The organism is Pantoea latae (assembly GCF_002077695.1).
Lineage (GTDB): Bacteria > Pseudomonadota > Gammaproteobacteria > Enterobacterales > Enterobacteriaceae > Pantoea > Pantoea latae.
Map to the genome: position 1 here is coordinate 1 of NZ_MWUE01000038.1, position 17,906 is coordinate 17,906.

Sequence of the window (17,906 nt, forward strand, 5' to 3'; positions counted from 1 at the left end):
GACCGTTCGGGTACGGCCATCCAGGCCTACCCGAACTGCCGGTCGCATCCCTGCGACCGGCTCCTGGCACAACGTTTCCGCCTCAGCGCTGCGAATAGCCCTCTACAGCAGAGGAGGCGCAGTGACCTCAGACAGAGTGCCCTTTGTAGCAGTAAAAACGCTGCCGTCCTTTTCCAGCAGCGCCCACAGAAGCTGGCCAGCAGGCTGGGGCCGCTCAGGGACGGGCATTTCGCAGCGCTGAACAGAATGAGTCTGCCAGGAGAGCCCGCAGGGAAGCGGACGAAAGGTGGGGCTGGAACAGGGATGTTCCATCCCCACCGGTCCGTCAGGCAGACGAATGACGTGAAGGGACCGCGTCAGCGGCGCGAGGACCGCCCGTCCCTGAGCGGCTCCAGACTGCGTTATCACCCCATGCTTAACTGACAAGTATTAGCCGTTAAGGCTCCTTTCTTATGCCGTCAATAACTCAAAAGGTTTCCCAGTTATCGCTGCCTGTTGCGGCCAGCGCCGGACGCGGCGTCGCCAGCGGCGATTTCAGCGCAGGCGCGGCCGGAGAGGGCGCCGCCGGGCGAACCGGCGTGTTGTGCAGGCGGAAAGCGGCCACCGCCTGCGTTAGTTTACCCGCCTGATCTTCCAGCGAGGCCGCCGCCGCGGAGGCTTCTTCCACCAGCGAGGCGTTCTGCTGGGTCACATTGTCCATCTCGGTGACCGCCTGGCTCACCTGCTGGATGCCGCGGCTCTGCTCATCCGACGCAGCGGCAATCTCAGCCATGATATCGGTGACGCGACGCACCGCCTCGACGATATCGCCCATGGTTGCGCCCGCTTCGCCTACCTGATGGGAGCCCTCTTTGATCAGGTTGACCGACTCCGCAATCAGCGACTCGATCTCTTTCGCCGCCTGGGCGCTGCGCTGCGCCAGACTGCGCACCTCGCTGGCGACCACCGCGAAGCCGCGGCCCTGTTCGCCGGCGCGCGCCGCTTCTACCGCGGCGTTAAGCGCCAGAATATTGGTCTGGAAGGCGATGCTGTTGATGACGTTGGTGATCTCAGCGATCTTCTTCGAACTGCCGGAGATGTTAGTCATGGTTTTCACCACGCCGTTAACCAGATCGCCGCCGCTGCGCGCTTTGCCGGAGGCGTCCGCCGCCAGCTGGCTGGCGTGATGGGCGTTCTCGGCGTTCTGCTTTACCGTGGCGGTGAGCTGCTCCATGCTGGCGGCGGTCTGCTCCAGCGCGGCGGCCTGCTGCTCGGTGCGGGAAGAGAGATCGGTGTTGCCGGCGGAAATTTCGCCAGAGCCCTGATAGATGGCGACGGCGCCTTCACGCACCGTGCCAACGGTTTTAACCAGCGAATCCTGCATCAGCTGCAGGTTATGCAGCAGAGCGCCAATCTCGCTGCGGCCGTGCGGCTCCGGTGGGGCAGTGAGGTCGCCCTGCGCGATGCGTTCAATGCGCGCCACCGACTGACGCAGCGGGCTGATCACCACGCGACGCAGGAACACGAAGGTCAGCAGCGTTAGCGCCAGCGCGGCGGCGAAGGCGGCGGCCATGGCGATAAAGCCGATGCGCGACTGATGCTCCGCTCTGGCGTTAATGGCGTCGGCGCGCTGCGTGCGCAGCTTGATCGCCTGCAGCAGCACCTCGTTATAGGCGTTGTCGAGTTTGCGCGTGACGTCGGTCTCCTGCGCGATAATCCCCTCGAAGCTGCCCTGTTTGCCGGCGTTGATCATCGGCTTCAGCCCTTTTTCGACATAGTCGTTAAAGCGCGCCGTCAGCGGCGCGTCGAGGGCGATATCCTCGGGGGTTTTCACCTTGCGCGCCAGATAGAGTTTGAAGCCGTCCTGCGCCTGCTGAATGCGTTTCTCGGTGGCGGCGACGCTGGCTTTGAACTCATCCATCTCGCCGATGCGCGCGGCGGCGCCCGCCTGAATAATCGTGAGGCGCGCGGTGCGCAGGTGGTTTGAACTGTTGGAGATCCCCATACGCACCTGGATCTCGTCAGTGGCATCGCGCAACGACTGGTTGCTCTGAATCAGGAAGTAGCTGGCAAGAGCGATACAGAGGGCGAACAGCAGCATAATGCCGCCGAAGATCATACTGAAGAGTGGAACCAGGCGCAGGTTGCGCCACAGTCCGGCCTTGAACTGTGCAGAAGAATCCAGTGGTGTGTTCATATCCTTGATCTCATGTCGGGGTTATGAGGCTAACATCGGCAAAGAGAGAAAAAGGGTTAGGGCAGGGAGTGCGATCTCGCTCGCAAAAACGGCGAAAAAAAACCGGCCAGGAGGCCGGTTCTTTCGCGAAGTGATTATCTTACATTGACATAGATGCCAGAGGTCACATTGTCGGTTAAACGCACCACATGGTAGATAACCTGTTTATTGTGGGTTTTAATTTTGCGCTTAATATTACCTTTATGTGACGAAACTGTTTTAGCCTTAATTTGCATCTTGTCTGAGATCTGAATGGTGTCGTGACCCGACATCCACATTTTCAGCATATTCGATTCCGTCTGGCTTAATGTCAGCGGGTGAACGTCCAGGCCAGAAGAAATACGCGGAGAGGCGTTGAGCTTTTTCTGCAAATAGGTGCTAAGTAATGAGTCCAGCGTCGTCGTTTTTATCGATTTTGACGTAATAATCAGGTTCTTACGAACGTAGAGGTATTCCTCAAAATGGATATTGGAAATCGCCATAAAGATGAAAAAGAGCGTTTCCGGATGCTGCATAATAATGTTTCGGATGCGGTCGCTGGAATCCGATTCATGAATGAAACATTCTTCGTTAATAAACACTACGCCAGGTTTTAACTGTTCGCAGCGCTGCTGTAATTGATCAATATCGGAGACGGAAAAGATGTTTTTCTTTTTGACTCCCTTACAGGACATATAGTCCGATAATCCCAGGCGTGTGTAGTTGCATGAATCCATAATAATCGTTGGCATGTTTAGCGACCCTCACCAATTTGTTATCCGTTTAAATCAACGATGAATTACGCGTTGCGGTACGAGAGAGATTTCTAAGACACTTTTTTATTCTGCTCAGCAGTCTGGCGACAGGCCATACGCCTGCCAAAAGTACTCTTCCCTGACCCGTTTCTGCAAAGTTATTTTTGTGCTGCCTTGACGTCACTTATCCCTCCAGTGATAGCGGGAATCGCTGGCGGTTTGCAATAAGCGTGCATAACACCCTGTTTTGAGAGCCTCGTCACTATCGCGCATAACACCCTCAATGCTGATAGGACGATTCTTAAAAACATTTGATTCGCGAAAGTGTGACGTTTTAGCGAGTGTTGACAATGCCGGAAAAAGAGAGTCCTGACAAGAAAAATCGTTAAAGGATTTTTTTTGTTCGAAAACAACCTGTTGCCTTTTTTGTCAACGATTCCACGCTCTTAGCGATGCCGGGAATCTGTGAAATAAAATACTTGAAGCGCGGTTTAATAAGAATAATTTTCAGAGTCAGTTCTCACTTATCAGAATTTCCTTAGTTGATTTCTGAGAAAACTGGTTTGAAAAATGCACAGAATGTTTTAAGTGGCTTAAGTATTACTTTAGAAAGATAGTGAGATACTTAATGATCAGGGGTGAGACAGTTCCACCAGAAACTGGGCGAGCAAATCAAAGACTTCACTAAACAGATGCTCACAGAAGGGCGCGACCAGCGGCATCATCAACCCCATGGTCAAAATTCCCACTGTTAAGGTAATTGGAAAGCCAACCGCAAAAATAGAGAGCTGAGGTGTAACACGGTTTAACAAACCCAGTACCAGGTTTATCAGAAGCAGCAAAACGATTAAGGGTAACGCTAACATCATGCCATTAAGGAAAATTAACCCGCCCGCTTTGACCAGCGCGTTAAAGGCATTGGCGTTTAACAGCCCTCCGCCAATCGGCAGCGTATGAAAACTGTCCGCCAGCAACGAGATCAACCACAGGTGTCCGTTGAAGGTCAGAAACAGCAGCATCGCCAGCATATCGAGAAAACGCGCCAGCACCGGCATATTTAATCGACTGCCTGGGTCGAAAAAGGTGGCGAACGACAGCCCCATCTGCAAACCGATCACCTCGCCCGACAGGCGCACCGCAGCAAAGGCCAGCTGCATGGTAAAGCCGAGCCCGACGCCAATCAGCATCTGCTGCAGCAGCAGCCAGAAGCCAGCAGACGAAAACAGCGTTACTTCAACCGGCGGCAGCACCGGCACCATTAGCCAGGTAATCAGCGCCGCCAGGCCAATCTTCACCCGGTTGCTGATGGTGCGCTCGCTCAGCAGCGGCGCGGTGGCGAACAGCGCCAGCATACGTGCCAGCGGCCAGAAAAACTGACTGACCCAGTGAACCAGCTGACCGCTGTCGAGCGTGACCATTAGCCGATCATATAAGGCAGGTTGGTGAACAGGGTGCGGATATAGTCCAGCACCAGATTCAGCATCCACGGCCCGGCAATGACGCCGGTCGCGGCAACGGCCAGCACCTTCGGAATAAAGGAAAGCGTCTGTTCGTTGACCTGGGTCGCGGCCTGCAGCAGGCTGATAATCAGGCCGCTCACCAGCGCCGCCAGCAGCAGCGGCGCGGCAAGCATCAGCGCCAGGCGCATCGCCTCCTGGCCCATCACCATCACGGATTCTGGCGTCATTTTTCTCTCCGGGGAATCGGAATAATCAGGAATAGAAGCTTTGCGCCAGCGAACCGACCAGCAACTGCCAGCCATCCACCAGAACAAACAGCATAAGCTTGAAGGGCAGCGAGATGGTCGCCGGCGGCACCATCATCATCCCCAGCGCCATCAGCACGCTGGCGACCACCAGATCGATAATCAAAAACGGGATAAAGACGGTAAAGCCAATCTGAAAGGCGGTTTTCAGTTCGCTGGTGACGTAGGCGGGCAGCAGAATGCGCATCGGCACCGCTTCCGGCCCCGCAATCGGCGGCGTGTTCGCCAGGCGGGCAAACAGCGCCAGGTCCGCTTCGCGCGTCTGGCGCAGCATAAAATCGCGCAGCGGCTGCGCCCCTTTCTCCAGCGCCACGTCCATGCTGATTTTGTCCTGGCTGAACGGCAGATAGGCGTCGTCGTAAATCTTGTCGAAGGTCGGCGCCATAATAAAGAAGGTCAAAAACAGCGCGAGGCCGAGCATCACCTGATTCGGTGGCGCCGACGGCGTGCCCAGCGCGTTGCGCAGCAGGCCGAACACGATAATGATGCGGGTGAAGCTGGTCATCATCAGCAGCACCGCGGGAATAAAGGTCAGCGAGGTGATAAACACCAGCGTCTGCACCGGCAGCGACCAGCTCTGCCCGCCGTTGGGCAGCGCATGGCTCACCAGGCCCGGCAGCTGGGCGTGAGCGGCCGGCGCCAGCAGCAGCAGCGGCAAAAAGGAGAGCAGTCGACGCATCATTGGGGTTTTCCGGGACGTTTAACCAGGTTCTGTAACAGCTGACGGAAATCTTGCGGCGCGGCGGCGGGCGCGCGCTCCTCCGGGGTCATCGGCGGCAGGGTGTGCAGATGGGTGATCTGCGCCGCCGTGACGCCCAGTACCAGGCGCGCCTCGGCGGTATCCACAATCACCACGCGCTCGCGCTGGCCAACCTGTACGCTGGCGCTCACCTTCAGCGCCTGGTTGCTTACCGTTTTCGGCGCGAAGCCGAGACGGCGCGCCAGCCAGGCGCAGGCGAGGATCAGCAGCACAATTACCGCCAGCACGCTGCTGACCTGCGTCACAACAGAGCCGGTGGAGAGGGCTGGCGCGGCGGGCGCCGCGGGCTGCAGCGCGTGGGACTGGGTGTTCATCATGCTTAGCGGCTCAGACGACGCATACGTTCAGACGGCGTGATAATGTCGGTGATGCGCACGCCATATTTATCATTGACCACCACCACTTCGCCCTGGGCGATCAGGTAGCCGTTGATCAGAATATCCAGCGGCTCGCCGGCCAGGCCGTCGAGCGCCACCACCGAGCCCTGCGTCAGACGCAGCAGCTCTTTGATGGTCATTTTGGTGCGGCCCAGCTCGACGGTGAGTTTGACCGGGATATCCATAATCAGGTCGATATCCTGCAGTGAACCGGCGGCCACGCTGCTCTCGAACGTTTTAAACACGTCGTCGCTCGGCGCCGCACTGGTGGCGGTCTGCTCGTTCATCGCCTCAGCCCACAGATCGTCCGCAGAGATGTCGTCGGACGGTTTATTGCTGTCACTCATTGGGCTGTTCCTCATTCAGCGAATTCAAAATCGGGTTAATCAAATGCTCGACACGCAGGGCATACTGGCCGTTCATGGTGCCGTACTGGCTGGTAAGCACCGGCACGCCGTCGACGTGCGCGATAATGCGCTCCGGCTTCTCGATCGGCAGCACGTCGCCAGGCTTGAGCTGCAAAATGCGCGACAGACGCAGCGAGGTCTCGGCGAAGTGGGCAATCAGCTCCAGCTCCGAATGCTGCACCTGCTTCACCAGGTTTTCGCGCCAGTGGTTATCCTCCGTACGGGAGTTCTCCAGCGGCGGGTTGACCAGCAGCTCGCGCAGCGGCTCGATCATCGAGAACGGAATACAGATGTTGAACTCGCCCACCAGGTTGCCAATCTCGACCTGGAACGGCGTGTTGACCACGATATCGTTCGGCGAGGTGGTGATGTTGGTGAACTTGACCTGCATCTCGGAGCGGACATACTCCACGTCCAGCGGGTAGATCGCCTTCCACGCGTCGCTGTAGCCTTCCAGCGCCAGCTTCAGCATGCGGCGGATTACGCGCTGCTCGGTGTGGGTGAACTCGCGGCCTTCTACCTTGGTCGGAAAGCGTCCGTCGCCGCCGAACAGGTTATCCACGGCGATAAACACCAGGCTTGGCGAGAAGACCACCAGCGCCGTTCCGCGCAGCGGTTTCAGGTGGATCAGGTTCAGGTTGGTCGGCACCGGCAGGTTGCGGGCGAACTCGTGATACGGCTGAATCTTGATCGCACCGACGCTGATATCCGGGCTGCGGCGCAGCAGGTTAAACAGCGCCATACGAAAATGTCGGGCGAAACGCTCATTAATAATCTCCAGCGCCTGCAAGCGCTCGCGCACCACGCGACGCTGGGTATTCGGATCGTAAGGACGAATGTCGCCTTCCGGCCCGCTTTGATTCTTTTCATCTACCGCGCTGTCACTGTCGCCGTTGAGCAGCGCGTCAATCTCAGCCTGGGAGAGAATGCTATCGCCCATTGATTTACCTCAAAATGAAGGCGGTAAACAGCACGTCGGTTACCACCTGCGCAGGCTGTCCTTTCACCAGCGGAGGTGACAGCACCTGCTTGATCTGATCAATCAGCGCTTGCTTGCCTGGCTCCGTCGCCAGCGCGGCGGCGCTCTGTCGGGAGAGCAGCAGCAGCAAGCGGCTACGCACGTCCGGCAGATAATCATTCATCCGACGACGGGTATCTTCGTCCGGCAGACGCAGGGTAAAGCCTACGTACAGCACGCGGTCAGGATCGTTGTCGGGATTGACCAGGTTAACCGTAAAGGTATCAAGCGCAAAAAAGACGGGAGCGGGTGGCGGTTCCACTTTCGCGGCTTCCGGTTTGTCGCTCTCGTGTTTATTCATCATTCGCCAGACTGCATAGCCTGCCACGCTACAAGCGGCCAGCGTTACAATCAGCAACACCGGAATTAAGAGTGAACGTTTGCGGCCTTTTGCTTTCGCGTTATCAGACATTTTTGCAGTAACTTCCTGTGAATTATCGGCAAACCTCTCGGTTTGCCTGGACAGATTATCCCGCGTCTTAAGTCAAACAATGGGAAGAAAAGACGCGGGTTTTACGCTTACCTTCAGCGTTTGTCGCTGTCAGGCAAAGGTATCGACGGCGCCGGTGCCGAGGATGCGCGCCTGAAGGGCGGCAGGAACGGCGATCGGCGTTATTTCGCTATCGTCATTCTGGGAGAGAGAAAAGGCGCCGTGCTGTCCGTCGCGGCGTGTCTCCTGCTGCTGCTGTTGCTGCTGCTGGAAGCCCTGGCTCTGCGCGAAGCTGTCACTGCTGACCTGACTCTGTCCCAGGTTAATGCCGTTTTCCGCCAGCGCGGTGCGCAGCTGCGGAAGGGCGGCTTCCAGCGCGGCCCTGACGTGGCTGTGGCTGGAGGCCATACTGATCTGCGCCTGGTCGTTTTCCAGCTTCAGGCTAATCTGGATCGCTCCCAGGTCTGCCGGATGCAGCCGCAGCTCGGCGTTTTGCTGGCCGTTGCGGCTGAACATCACAATCTGCTGGCTGAGCGCCTGCTGCCACTCGTCGCTGCCCAGCTGCGCGTTAAGCATCGGCGTCGACGGCGTGCTGGTCGTGGCCGAGGCGCTCTGCATCATCAGCGGCGCCGAGCTGCTGCTGAGCGGGGCGCTGGTGAGCGTGGTGCTGTCCGAGGTCAGCGGCGCGCTTTTCTCATCCGGCTTGCTGAAGCTGCTCAGCGCCTGCTGAAAGCTGCTGTCCAGCGTCAGCGGTGCGGCGGTCGTGCTGGCTGCTGCCGTTGCCGTCGCCGCTGGCGTTGCGTGCAGTACAGCCGCTGACACCGCTTTCGTCTCTGCCTGGCTCGACTGCGTCTGTGACGGCGACGCATCGCTCTGCGCCAGCGCGCCGCTTAGCGCCTGGCTCAGCGTGGAGAGCGCGCTGCGCCGCGTTTCACCGCCGGTCGCCGCCGGACTCACCGCCGCGTTTACGCTGCTCTGCGTCACCGCCGTTGCCGGCAGCATGGCGAACAGCGCCTGTATAGTTTGCGCATCACTGCTGTTTACGATTTCTGCGCTTTCTTTCTCTTTATCATCGGCGGATTTGGTGGCGGCTTTAATATTTTCCGGCGTCAGCAGCGCATTCAGGCTGTCGGGTTGCTCAAAGGGAGTCAGCAGCGCGCTGAGCGCATCCGTCGGCGCGGCCTCATCCTGGCTTTCCTCTGCGCTTTCAGCAGATTGCGCCACGTTTCCCTGCTGTTTCGCCAGCGTCAGCAGGCGGTTGCCCAGCTCGGTGAGAAAATCCTGCGGCAGCGATTTGACACTGTGCAAAAGGTCTGCGGAATCTGAACTGTTCAGGTCACCTTTCGCGCTGGCGGCGGTGACAGTAGTTGGCAGCGTAATCATTCGCCTTTCCTCAATGCGGCCCGTTGGGCATATTCATCCATCCGTTTCTGATCGAGACGGTTTTCCATTCGTAATGCGTTGTCCGCCGCGCGGCTAATCAGCGTCTGATAGGCGTTAAGGCGCTGCTGCTTCTCGCGCCAGCTCGCCAGCGCCTGCTCCAGCCGCTGGTTCCAGTGATTCAGCTGGGCGCGGTGCTGCTCAATCGCTTTTTCCAGCGTCTGAATAAACTGGTGGTAGTTGGTCCAGCGCGTGGTGGCGATGCCGCCCGACATATCGCTGTTCAGCTTGTTGCGGTACTCATCCTGGTAGTCGAGCAGCATGGTGAGCTGCTCGTCGGCCTGGCGCACGCCGCGGCGCATATCGCCGAGGTGGATCACCGCTTTTTCCAGATCCTGCTCCGCTAAATCGCGCAGCGTGTCGATGGCACTGGCGCTTTTCATCGCTTACTCCTCCGCCGTTAGCCGAACAGCGCGTGCAGATGCAGGCAGGCGTCGTCGTAGTGGCTGCGTTCGAAAATGCCCTGTTGCAAAAAGGCTTCCATCTGCGGATAGAGGCGGATCGCCTTATCCAGCATCGGGTCGCTGCCGGCGGCGTAGGCGCCGACGCTCACCAGGTCGCGGTTGCGCTGGAAGCTGGAGAGCAGCTGTTTAAACTGGCGCACCCGCGCATAGTGATCCTCATCGATCAGCGCGGTCATGGCGCGGCTGATAGAGGCTTCGATATCGATCGCCGGATAGTGGCCCGCTTCAGCCAGCCGGCGCGACAGCACGATATGGCCGTCGAGAATGGCGCGCGCCGAGTCGGCGATGGGATCCTGCTGATCGTCGCCCTCGGTCAGGACGGTATAGAAGGCGGTAATGGAGCCGCCGCCGTGGGTGCCGTTGCCGGCGCGCTCCACCAGCGCAGGCAGTTTGGCGAACACTGAGGGCGGATAGCCTTTGGTGGCGGGCGGCTCGCCGATAGCCAGCGCAATCTCACGCTGCGCCATGGCGTAGCGCGTCAGGGAGTCCATGATCAGCAGCACATGCTGGCCGCGATCGCGAAAATCTTCGGCGATGCGCGTGGCGTAGGCGGCGCCCTGCATGCGCAGCAGCGGCGAGACGTCGGCGGGCGCGGCGATAACCACCGAGCGCGCGCGCCCCTCGGCGCCGAGGATATTTTCAATAAAGTCTTTTACTTCGCGGCCGCGCTCGCCGATCAGGCCGACCACGATCACGTCCGCCTGGGTATAGCGCGCCATCATGCCGAGCAGCACGCTTTTGCCGACGCCGGAGCCGGCGAACAGGCCCATACGCTGGCCGCGACCCACGGTGAGCAGGGCGTTGATGGCGCGCACGCCGGTGTCCAGCACGTCGGTAATTGGCGTGCGCTGCAGCGGGTTAAACGGCGGCGTGATCAGCGGCGCGCGGTAGCCGGTGTCGGGCGAGGGCAGGCCGTCCAGCGGCTTGCCGCTGCCGTCGAGCACGCGGCCCAGCAGTTCTGGGCCGAGCAGCAGCTGTTTGCCGCTGTGGCCGCTGTCGCGGGCATAGACGCGCGCGCCAGGCAGAATGCCGTCAACCTCTTCCAGCGGCATTAAAAACAGTTTCTGGCCGTTAAAGCCCACCACTTCGCTTTCCACTTCGGTCAGGGTTTTGCCGTCGTTGCGTTCGATTACGCAGGTGGCGCCAAGCGGCAGCTGCAGGCCGGTCGCCTCCAGCACCAGACCGGTGGCGCGCGTCAGGCGGCCATAGCGGCGCACCGGCTGTACCTGGGCGATGCGGGTTTCAAAGGCGTCGAGCGCGCCCAGCCAGCGGGAGAGTCGCGAGGTCATTAAAACTCTCCTGGCGCGGCGAGGCGACACAGCTCCTGCCAGCGCGTCGCCACGCTGGCGTCAAGGTCGCCATCTTCGGCGCTCAGCTTGCAGCCGCCGGGATGCAGCGTGCTGTCGGCCAGCAGCCGCCAGCCGTGCAGATCGAGCGTCGGGCCAAGCGTCTGTTCAATGCGTTGCAGATCGTCGGGATGCACGCGCAGCTGCGGTTTGCCGCTGAACATCGGCTCCTGCTGCAGCAGCTGCTGGATCTGACGCAGCAGCGCCGTGCCGTCCACCGTAGTCGCCTGGCCGATCACCTGACGCGCCGCCTCCAGCGCCAGCTGCATCAGCCGCGAGGCGATAACGCTGTCGAGCGCCTCCAGCGAGTGCTGGAACTCGGTGACCAGCTGCTGCATGCGCGCCTGAAGCGGCGCCTGCTGCTGCTGCGCATCCGCCAGCCCCTGCTGAAAACCGGCGTCGTAGCCCGCTTTCTGGCCTTCGGCGAAGCCCTGCTGATGGCCTTCGCTGTAGCCCTGCGCCTGCGATTCTTTGCGCGCCTGCTGCTGCAGGCGCTCGAACTGAAGCTGTTGCTCATCAACCTCTGAGGCGAACATCTCCGGCTCCGGCATCATCTCCGGCTCCGGCTCGTCGCGGCGGCCTAAATCCTCAGGCTGCCAGAGCTGCCACGGGCGGGCGGAAAAGGCATCAGACATAGGTTTCCTCGCCGCCGCCAATCACCATCTCGCCCGATTCCGCCAGACGACGGACGATAAGCAGGATGGCTTTCTGTTCGTTCTCCACCGCAGACATACGCACCGGCCCGCGGTTGGCAAGGTCGTCGCGCAGGATATCGGCGGCGCGCGCCGACATGTTCTTGAGGAACTTCTCGCGCAGCGGCTGTTCTGCGCCCTTGAGCGCCACCAGCAGCTGCTCGGACTCCACTTCCTGCAGCAGGCGCTGGATGCTGCGGTCGTCCACTTCCACCAGGTTCTCGAACAGGAACATCTCGTCGATGATCTTCTGCGCCAGTTCGCCGTCGAAGTCGCGAACCGCTTCGATAACCGCCTCTTCCTGCTGCGTTTTCATCAGGTTGATGATTTCGGCCGCGGTTCTCACGCCGCCCATCTTCGCGCGCTTGAGGTTGGTGCCGTCCAGCAGGTTGTTGAGCACTTCGGTCAGCTCCGCCAGCGCCGCCGGCTGCACGCCGCCGAAGGTGGCGATACGCAGCATCACGTCGTGACGCAGGCGCTCGTCGAACAGCGCAAGGATATCCGCCGCCTGGCCGCGTTTGAGGTGCACCAGGATGGTGGCGATGATCTGCGGATGCTCGTCGCGAATAAGATCGGCTGCCGCCTGCGGCTCCATAAAGTTGAGCGTTTCCATGCCGCTGGTGGTCTCGCGGGATTCGAGAATATCTTCCAGCAGGCTGGCGGCGCGCTCTTCGCCCAGCGCTTTGGTGAGCACCGAACGCAGGTACTCGTTCGAGTTGAGGCTGAGCGCCGCGAACTGCTCGGCGTCGGTCTCGAACTCGCGCAGGATTTCGGTGAGCTGCTTGTGCGACACCTGGCGCATATTGGCCATCGCGGCGCTCAGGTGCTGCACTTCACGCTGGTTGAGGTGCTTGAACACCTCGGCGGCGCGCTCTTCGCCGATGGTCATCATCAGGATGGCGCTTTTTTCAGTTCCGGTCAGACTCATAGTTCTTTACTCATCCATTCGCGGATAACCAGCGCGACGACGCGCGGATCGTTCTCGGACATATCGCGGATGCGCTGGCTCATCACCTCGGCGCTCATGCGGTTGTTAGACTTACGCTCCACGTCCTGCTCATCTTTGCTGAGCTGCACGCTGTAGGCTTCTTCTTCCTGTTCGGCGGCAACGCGCTGCGCGGCGGCTTCCACGGCGGCCTGCTCCGCTTCGCGTTTGCGCATCAGCTGCGGACGCACCATTTTGCGGTAGAGGATGAAGGCGACCAGGGCGATCAGCAGCCATTTGCCAACGTTCATCATCTGATCGAAGAAGGCCTGCTGCTGCCAGAACGGCAGGTCGCCGCTGCTCGGATCGTTGGCGGTGAACTCGGAGTTGACCACGTTGACGCTGTCGCCGCGCGGCTGCGAGTAGCCCATCGCTTCGCGCGTCAGATCTTCTACCTGCTTCAGCTGCTGTTCGTTAAGGGCGATCGCCTTGCCTTTGTCGTCGGCGCGGTAGTTAACCACCACCGCGACCGAGAGACGCTGCACGTCGCCGACGTTCATTTTGGTATGGCGAATGGTGCGGTCCAGCTCGTAGTTCACCGTATCGTCGCGGCGCGAGTTGGTCGGCGCGCTGCTGCTGGCGGTGCTGGTGGTGCTGCCGTTGTTAGCGTTGTTCTGCTGACCGTTCTGGCCGTTCTGTCCGTTTTGACCATTAGGCGCGTTAACCGGCGCGGTGTTGGCTGGCGCAGGCTGGTTGGAGAGGGCTCCCGGCACGCCGCCCGGATAGGGGCTGCCGCTCTGATCGCTGGTGCTGGTCTGACGCGAGCGGATCGCGGTGCTGTTCGGGTTGCCGTTAGGCTGATACTTCTCGTCGGTTTGCTCGCTCTTGTCGAAGTTGATCTGCGCTGTCACCTGCGCATGCACGTTGCCCTGGCCCAGAATCGGGTTCAGGATCGCTTCAATGCGCTGCTGGTAGCGCGCTTCGACTTCGGCGGTGTACTTCAGCTGCGCGTCGTTGAGATCGCGGCCTTCGCTGTCGGAGCGGGTCAGCAGACGACCGCTCTGATCGACCACGGTGACGTTGCCCGGCGGCAGACCCGCCACGCTGCTGGAGACCATATGCACGATGGCCTGAATCTGGCCCTCATCGAGCGCGCGGCCCGGCTGCAGGTTCAGGGTCACCGAGGCGGAAGGCGATTTCTGCTCGCGCACGAACAGCGTCGGCTTCGGCATCGCCAGATGCACGCGCGCGGTTTTCACCGGCCCCAGGGTTTCGATGGTGCGCGCCAGTTCCCCTTCCAGCGCACGCTGGTAGTTGACCTGCTCGCTGAACTGGCTGATGCCGAACTTCTCCTGATCGAGCAGTTCAAAGCCGACCGATCCGCCCTTCGGCAGTCCCTGCTGCGCCAGACGCAGGCGCAGCTCATGCACCTTTTCCGCCGGCACCATCAGCGCGCCGCCGTTCTCGGCAAAGCGGTAGGGGATGTTCATCTGGGTGAGCTGAGTAACAATCGCGCCGCCGTCTTCATCAGAGAGATTGTTGTACAGCACGCGGTAATCCGGCGCTTTCGCCCAGAGCACCAGCGCCATCACGATAGCGATAGCGGCGGCGGCGGCAATGATAAGGGGGATACGCGGGTTAGCGCGCAGGCGAGCGATAAGGTCACTAAAGCCTTTTTTTGCTGAATCCTGTGTAGCGGCTGCACTCGCATTCATGACCGTTTCCTGCCTGACATAATTGACCGGGTTTGTTGTGGTGACAAAACAGACTCCCTGACACTGCGTAAAAGAAATTCCACTTCAATGCATGGCATTATTTTCTTTATCGCAAAATTCGATGGGCGAATAAGCCGGGTTTTTTGCAGTTATTTAGCGCCTTTGTCTCATTGACAACGTGTTAACTTTTTGAGCGTAGAAAATTCCATCTCCTTCTCTCAATGAGGTAACGGCATGTCCATTCAGGCAATCGACGGCGTTTTACAGCAGCTTCAGCTGACTTCGCTGCAGGCCAGTAACAAAAGCAGCGAGGCGACGCAGCCGGTCGACTTCGCTGCCACCATGAAAGCGGCGCTCGATAAGATCAGCGACACGCAGAACACCGCGCGCGCCCAGGCGCAGGATTTTGAGATGGGCAAGCCAGGCATTGCGCTGAACGACGTGATGGTGGATATGCAGAAGTCGTCTATCTCGATGCAGATGGGGATTCAGGTGAGGAACAAGCTGGTGTCGGCGTATACGGATATTATGAATATGCAGGTTTAAGTGGGTAACTTGCTGATAATAATACAAATAACTATACGGCCACTTTAGCGAAGCACGTATGTAGCACAAGATCGTTCATTTTCGTGTTGATAAGGGAAAGCTGATCCGTATTGTTCTCTGACATCCAGGCGCCATAAACCCGATACACCATCTGCGCATCTGAGTGACCCATTTGCGCGGCGACATAGTTCGGGTTTGCGCCTGCCGACAACGCCCAGCATGCGAACGTGTGCCTGGACTGATATGCTTTGCGGTGACGAAGGCCTGCACGCCTCAGTGCACCGTTCCATATCTGACCAAGCGACTCTGTTGAATATAAGCGCCTGACCTGCCGTTTACTGAATCTTCCTCTATGGAAGAAGTATCGGGTTCTACTCAGCAGAATAGACGGTAATACCTCTCAGGCCATCGCATGGCCTGATAAGCCTAATGTGTAACTGTAATTGGGTCATAGGCAAACATTTTGCTCAATTCATCTCTCTCAACTACCGTTACGATTACATAATCAGGCTTGTAATCTAGCAGTATTTTTTTGATAGCTTCAGGAGATGTCCTTCCGTGATGAACCTGAAGTGTCTCGTAAAATGTTGAAGCCATAACTCGGGACATTGCAGTGCCGAATGAATCCCTAAGCCAAAGAACCTTCACTTTATTTAGAGCACTTGGCGAATGAACTAGCAATAGCTCTGACGGTGACTCGATGGGTTTGTTTTTTCCGCTATAAATTATGACGCCTGAATTATATGAGCTGACAGATATATGAAGATTAGCCACGGAAGGCGAAGTTATTTTCATATCAACATCAGATAAAAATCTTGCTGAACGTTGAAACCGAGATAGATCCCCTGCCTCAGAAGCAAAAGAAGTAAATTCCAAATCACTATCAGGCCAAGTTAATTTTTCTCTATTCTTTGCTGATTTATTAGCTAGCCCTTTAAACGCAGCATACGCACCGAGTTCATTCCAGTGAGTATCAGTTTTGAAATACAGTGGCTCAGTGGTTTCTTTTTTGGCTCTTAGAACAATTTCCGGTGTGTTTATGTAAAAGTCACAACCATTAATCAATTCACTAGTAATGGTGCTTTCCTTTTTCACATACCACTGTGGTAATTTGTCACTATAAATTGAATCTTTGTCAGGGCCAACCACAACATAGAATCCCTTAACTCCAATCGATTTCGAAATTTTTTCCCACCCGTGCATAACACTTATGGTTTTTTTGATTTCCTTCCCATACGCTTGCGAACCATTTATTTTTTTTGAAACGGAGTGATTGAAAGAATCCCCCAAGAAAAGCCATTTTTCTCTCCCAAAGAAAACTTTATTGCTATCAGATGAAATGCCCACAAAATTACCTGCAGACCCTGCAATGGACATTATTAAATCTATATTAAAAAGCGAATCCCTGACTCTTTCAAGCCTATCAGTTTGGTAGATTGCTTTGTGATTGATAATGTTATAAATCGGGATGATTGATAACGAAATTAAGAAAATAAATATGAATATAATTGACTTGGTTTTCATGGCCGCTTCAAAAATTAAAGTATAAGAATACTGCACTTTCTGAGTGCAGAGTAAAGTAAACGGATATAGAGCTAAGAAGAGCTAGCGAGACCACTTTTATATACCCTGACTTTCCATTAAGTGCAATCTCTTGTGAGTTCTTTTGCGAACAAATTACAAGAGCAAGTAGAGACATTGCAAATATTGATATATAGGCTGCAATGCCAAAAGAGATATGTTGAGCTACCCACCCGCTAAATAGTCCATAACGTGAAAGGTCAGTGGTTGGAATAGAGGGTAAAGACACATCCATTGACTTGGAAATATCAAGCATGTTTTTTATAATGTCAGTGGCTGTATCAAGGTTCGGAGAGCGAAAAAATATCCATGAAATGTTAACAAACATAAATGTAGTGAACCATGCAAGATATTTCGGCATTGTTAATCCGGCGTACTTCCATACGCGATGAATAATTAGCGCCAGACCATGCATAGCCCCCCAAAGCACAAACATCCAACTAGCACCATGCCAAAGGCCTGCGATAGTAAAAGTAACGAATAGATTTAAATAGTTCCTGAACGGGGAAACTTTGTTGCCTCCTAATGGGATATATACGTAATCTCTTAAATATCTACCCAAGGTAATGTGCCATCTGCGCCAGAAGTCCTGAATGTCCAGTGCCTTATATGGAGAGTTGAAATTTATTGGAAGCATAACGTTAAACAACAATGCCGCGCCAATTGCCATGTCACAATAGCCACTAAAATCAAAGTAAAGCTGAAAAGTATAGGATAGGCTAGTTGCCCACGAGTTGTAGAAATCATACACATATCCTTGTGTATAACCGCGCTCAGCAAAAGTGGCAAAAGTATCTGCAACTATAACTTTCTTTATTAAACCTATAGAGAAGATCATCAATCCGCAAATGACGTTTTTGTAATTTATTCTATTGTTATTTTTATCTTTAAATTGAGGCATCATTTCTCCATGATGCAATATAGGTCCAGCTATCAAGTGAGGAAAAAAAGTCACAAAGAGAGTATAGTTGATAAAGTCATATTCTTTGGCCTTGCCCATAAAGCTATCGACTAAAAATGCTATTTGCGTGAATGTAAAAAAACTGATGCCAAGAGGAAGAACTATTGCCTTGATAGTGTACTCACTTCCCGATAAAGAGTTAATGTTCTCTATGAAAAAGTTTGCATATTTATAATAGCCAAGTACAAGTAAGTTTAAAGAAATGCTCAGGATTAGAGAGCACTTCCTCATAAAATGCATGCCGTTTTCTTTACCGCGAGAGAGAAAAGCCCCAATAAAAAAATTAAATATGATGGAAGTGAGAAGAAGAGGTAAGTAACTGGCATCCCAGTATCCGTAAAAAAACAAGCTTGAAATACAAAGCCATGATTTACCAACGAGGTGATTTGAAATTCTGTTTAACAAGAAATATATAAAAAATGTAATCGGTAAAAACAAAAATATAAATTCGGAAGAGCTAAATAGCATAATTATTACCAATCAAAAGACGAGTTTAGAATTTACAATATATTATACACATAGTGTAAAGA

The 17,906-nt window shown here is 56.1% G+C and carries 19 protein-coding genes and 1 pseudogene; 2 read left to right on the forward strand and 18 right to left on the reverse strand.

Features of this window, described 5'->3' with window-relative positions:
* Nucleotides 1-466: 466 nt before the first annotated feature.
* The 15 genes from B2J69_RS22165 to fliF form a co-directional block, all read right to left on the reverse strand.
* Nucleotides 467-2,176 carry a methyl-accepting chemotaxis protein gene (locus B2J69_RS22165; RefSeq protein ID WP_081142450.1) on the reverse strand — a complete coding sequence of 570 codons (1,710 nt, stop codon included), beginning with the start codon at nt 2,174-2,176 and terminating at the stop codon, nt 467-469.
* A 134-nt stretch (nt 2,177-2,310) separates the two neighbouring features.
* The gene (gene rcsA / locus B2J69_RS22170; protein WP_081142451.1) at nt 2,311-2,946 is read right to left on the reverse strand and encodes a transcriptional regulator RcsA; all 636 of its coding nucleotides are present in this window, start codon (nt 2,944-2,946) and stop codon (nt 2,311-2,313) included.
* Between the two features lie 635 nt (nt 2,947-3,581).
* Nucleotides 3,582-4,367, reverse strand: a complete 786-nt coding sequence (fliR, locus tag B2J69_RS22175; protein WP_081142452.1) for a flagellar biosynthetic protein FliR — start codon at nt 4,365-4,367, stop codon at nt 3,582-3,584.
* Complete coding sequence (gene fliQ, locus B2J69_RS22180; protein ID WP_081142453.1) at nt 4,367-4,636, reverse strand: flagellar biosynthesis protein FliQ; 270 nt, start codon at nt 4,634-4,636, stop codon at nt 4,367-4,369. The genes fliR and fliQ overlap by 1 nt, the downstream gene beginning before the upstream one ends.
* 25 nt (nt 4,637-4,661) lie before the next feature.
* Nucleotides 4,662-5,393, reverse strand: coding sequence for a flagellar type III secretion system pore protein FliP (fliP, locus tag B2J69_RS22185; protein WP_081142478.1), 732 nt, complete (start codon nt 5,391-5,393; stop codon nt 4,662-4,664).
* Entirely contained in the window at nt 5,393-5,788 is a 396-nt protein-coding gene (gene fliO, locus B2J69_RS22190; RefSeq protein ID WP_081142480.1) for a flagellar biosynthetic protein FliO, read from the reverse strand. The genes fliP and fliO overlap by 1 nt, the downstream gene beginning before the upstream one ends.
* Nucleotides 5,789-5,793: 5 nt before the next feature.
* A complete protein-coding gene (gene fliN, locus B2J69_RS22195) occupies nt 5,794-6,198 on the reverse strand; it encodes a flagellar motor switch protein FliN (protein ID WP_081142454.1) in 405 nt (134 codons plus the stop codon).
* A complete protein-coding gene (fliM, locus tag B2J69_RS22200; protein ID WP_081142455.1) occupies nt 6,191-7,198 on the reverse strand; it encodes a flagellar motor switch protein FliM in 1,008 nt (335 codons plus the stop codon). Before fliM ends, fliN begins: the two co-directional genes overlap by 8 nt.
* A 4-nt stretch (nt 7,199-7,202) precedes the next feature.
* Nucleotides 7,203-7,688: a flagellar basal body-associated protein FliL gene (fliL, locus tag B2J69_RS22205; RefSeq protein ID WP_081142456.1), complete on the reverse strand. Its 486-nt coding sequence runs from the start codon at nt 7,686-7,688 to the stop codon at nt 7,203-7,205.
* A gap of 129 nt (nt 7,689-7,817) precedes the next feature.
* Nucleotides 7,818-9,089, reverse strand: coding sequence for a flagellar hook-length control protein FliK (locus tag B2J69_RS22210; protein WP_081142457.1), 1,272 nt, complete (start codon nt 9,087-9,089; stop codon nt 7,818-7,820).
* Nucleotides 9,086-9,529, reverse strand: coding sequence for a flagellar export protein FliJ (gene fliJ, locus B2J69_RS22215; RefSeq protein WP_081142458.1), 444 nt, complete (start codon nt 9,527-9,529; stop codon nt 9,086-9,088). The genes B2J69_RS22210 and fliJ overlap by 4 nt, the downstream gene beginning before the upstream one ends.
* Before the next feature lie 17 nt (nt 9,530-9,546).
* Nucleotides 9,547-10,899 carry a flagellar protein export ATPase FliI gene (gene fliI, locus B2J69_RS22220; protein WP_081142460.1) on the reverse strand — a complete coding sequence of 451 codons (1,353 nt, stop codon included), beginning with the start codon at nt 10,897-10,899 and terminating at the stop codon, nt 9,547-9,549.
* Nucleotides 10,899-11,591: a flagellar assembly protein FliH gene (fliH, locus tag B2J69_RS22225; RefSeq protein WP_081142462.1), complete on the reverse strand. Its 693-nt coding sequence runs from the start codon at nt 11,589-11,591 to the stop codon at nt 10,899-10,901. The genes fliI and fliH overlap by 1 nt, the downstream gene beginning before the upstream one ends.
* Nucleotides 11,584-12,576 (reverse strand): flagellar motor switch protein FliG, encoded by a 993-nt coding sequence (gene fliG, locus B2J69_RS22230; RefSeq protein WP_081142465.1) that lies wholly within the window; start codon nt 12,574-12,576, stop codon nt 11,584-11,586. Before fliG ends, fliH begins: the two co-directional genes overlap by 8 nt.
* Complete coding sequence (gene fliF, locus B2J69_RS22235; RefSeq protein WP_081142468.1) at nt 12,573-14,288, reverse strand: flagellar basal-body MS-ring/collar protein FliF; 1,716 nt, start codon at nt 14,286-14,288, stop codon at nt 12,573-12,575. The genes fliG and fliF overlap by 4 nt, the downstream gene beginning before the upstream one ends.
* A gap of 234 nt (nt 14,289-14,522) precedes the next feature.
* Here fliF and fliE point away from each other — a divergent pair, with 234 nt between their 5' ends.
* Entirely contained in the window at nt 14,523-14,834 is a 312-nt protein-coding gene (fliE, locus tag B2J69_RS22240) for a flagellar hook-basal body complex protein FliE (protein WP_081142470.1), read from the forward strand.
* Between the two features lie 31 nt (nt 14,835-14,865).
* On the opposite strand, the pseudogene B2J69_RS22245 reads toward fliE, so the two are convergent.
* Nucleotides 14,866-15,150, reverse strand: a pseudogene (locus tag B2J69_RS22245) (tyrosine-type recombinase/integrase); the annotation flags it as partial.
* Between the two features lie 67 nt (nt 15,151-15,217).
* Here B2J69_RS22245 and B2J69_RS24420 point away from each other — a divergent pair.
* Nucleotides 15,218-15,271 (forward strand): hypothetical protein, encoded by a 54-nt coding sequence (locus B2J69_RS24420; protein ID WP_236722774.1) that lies wholly within the window; start codon nt 15,218-15,220, stop codon nt 15,269-15,271.
* Here B2J69_RS24420 and B2J69_RS22255 read toward each other — a convergent pair.
* Together B2J69_RS22255 and B2J69_RS22260 are read right to left on the reverse strand one after the other, a co-directional pair.
* Complete coding sequence (locus B2J69_RS22255) at nt 15,261-16,358, reverse strand: alginate O-acetyltransferase AlgX-related protein (protein ID WP_081142473.1); 1,098 nt, start codon at nt 16,356-16,358, stop codon at nt 15,261-15,263. The two genes, B2J69_RS24420 and B2J69_RS22255, sit on opposite strands and share 11 nt — an antisense overlap.
* A gap of 7 nt (nt 16,359-16,365) precedes the next feature.
* A complete protein-coding gene (locus B2J69_RS22260; RefSeq protein WP_081142476.1) occupies nt 16,366-17,844 on the reverse strand; it encodes an MBOAT family O-acyltransferase in 1,479 nt (492 codons plus the stop codon).
* Nucleotides 17,845-17,906 lie beyond the last annotated feature (62 nt).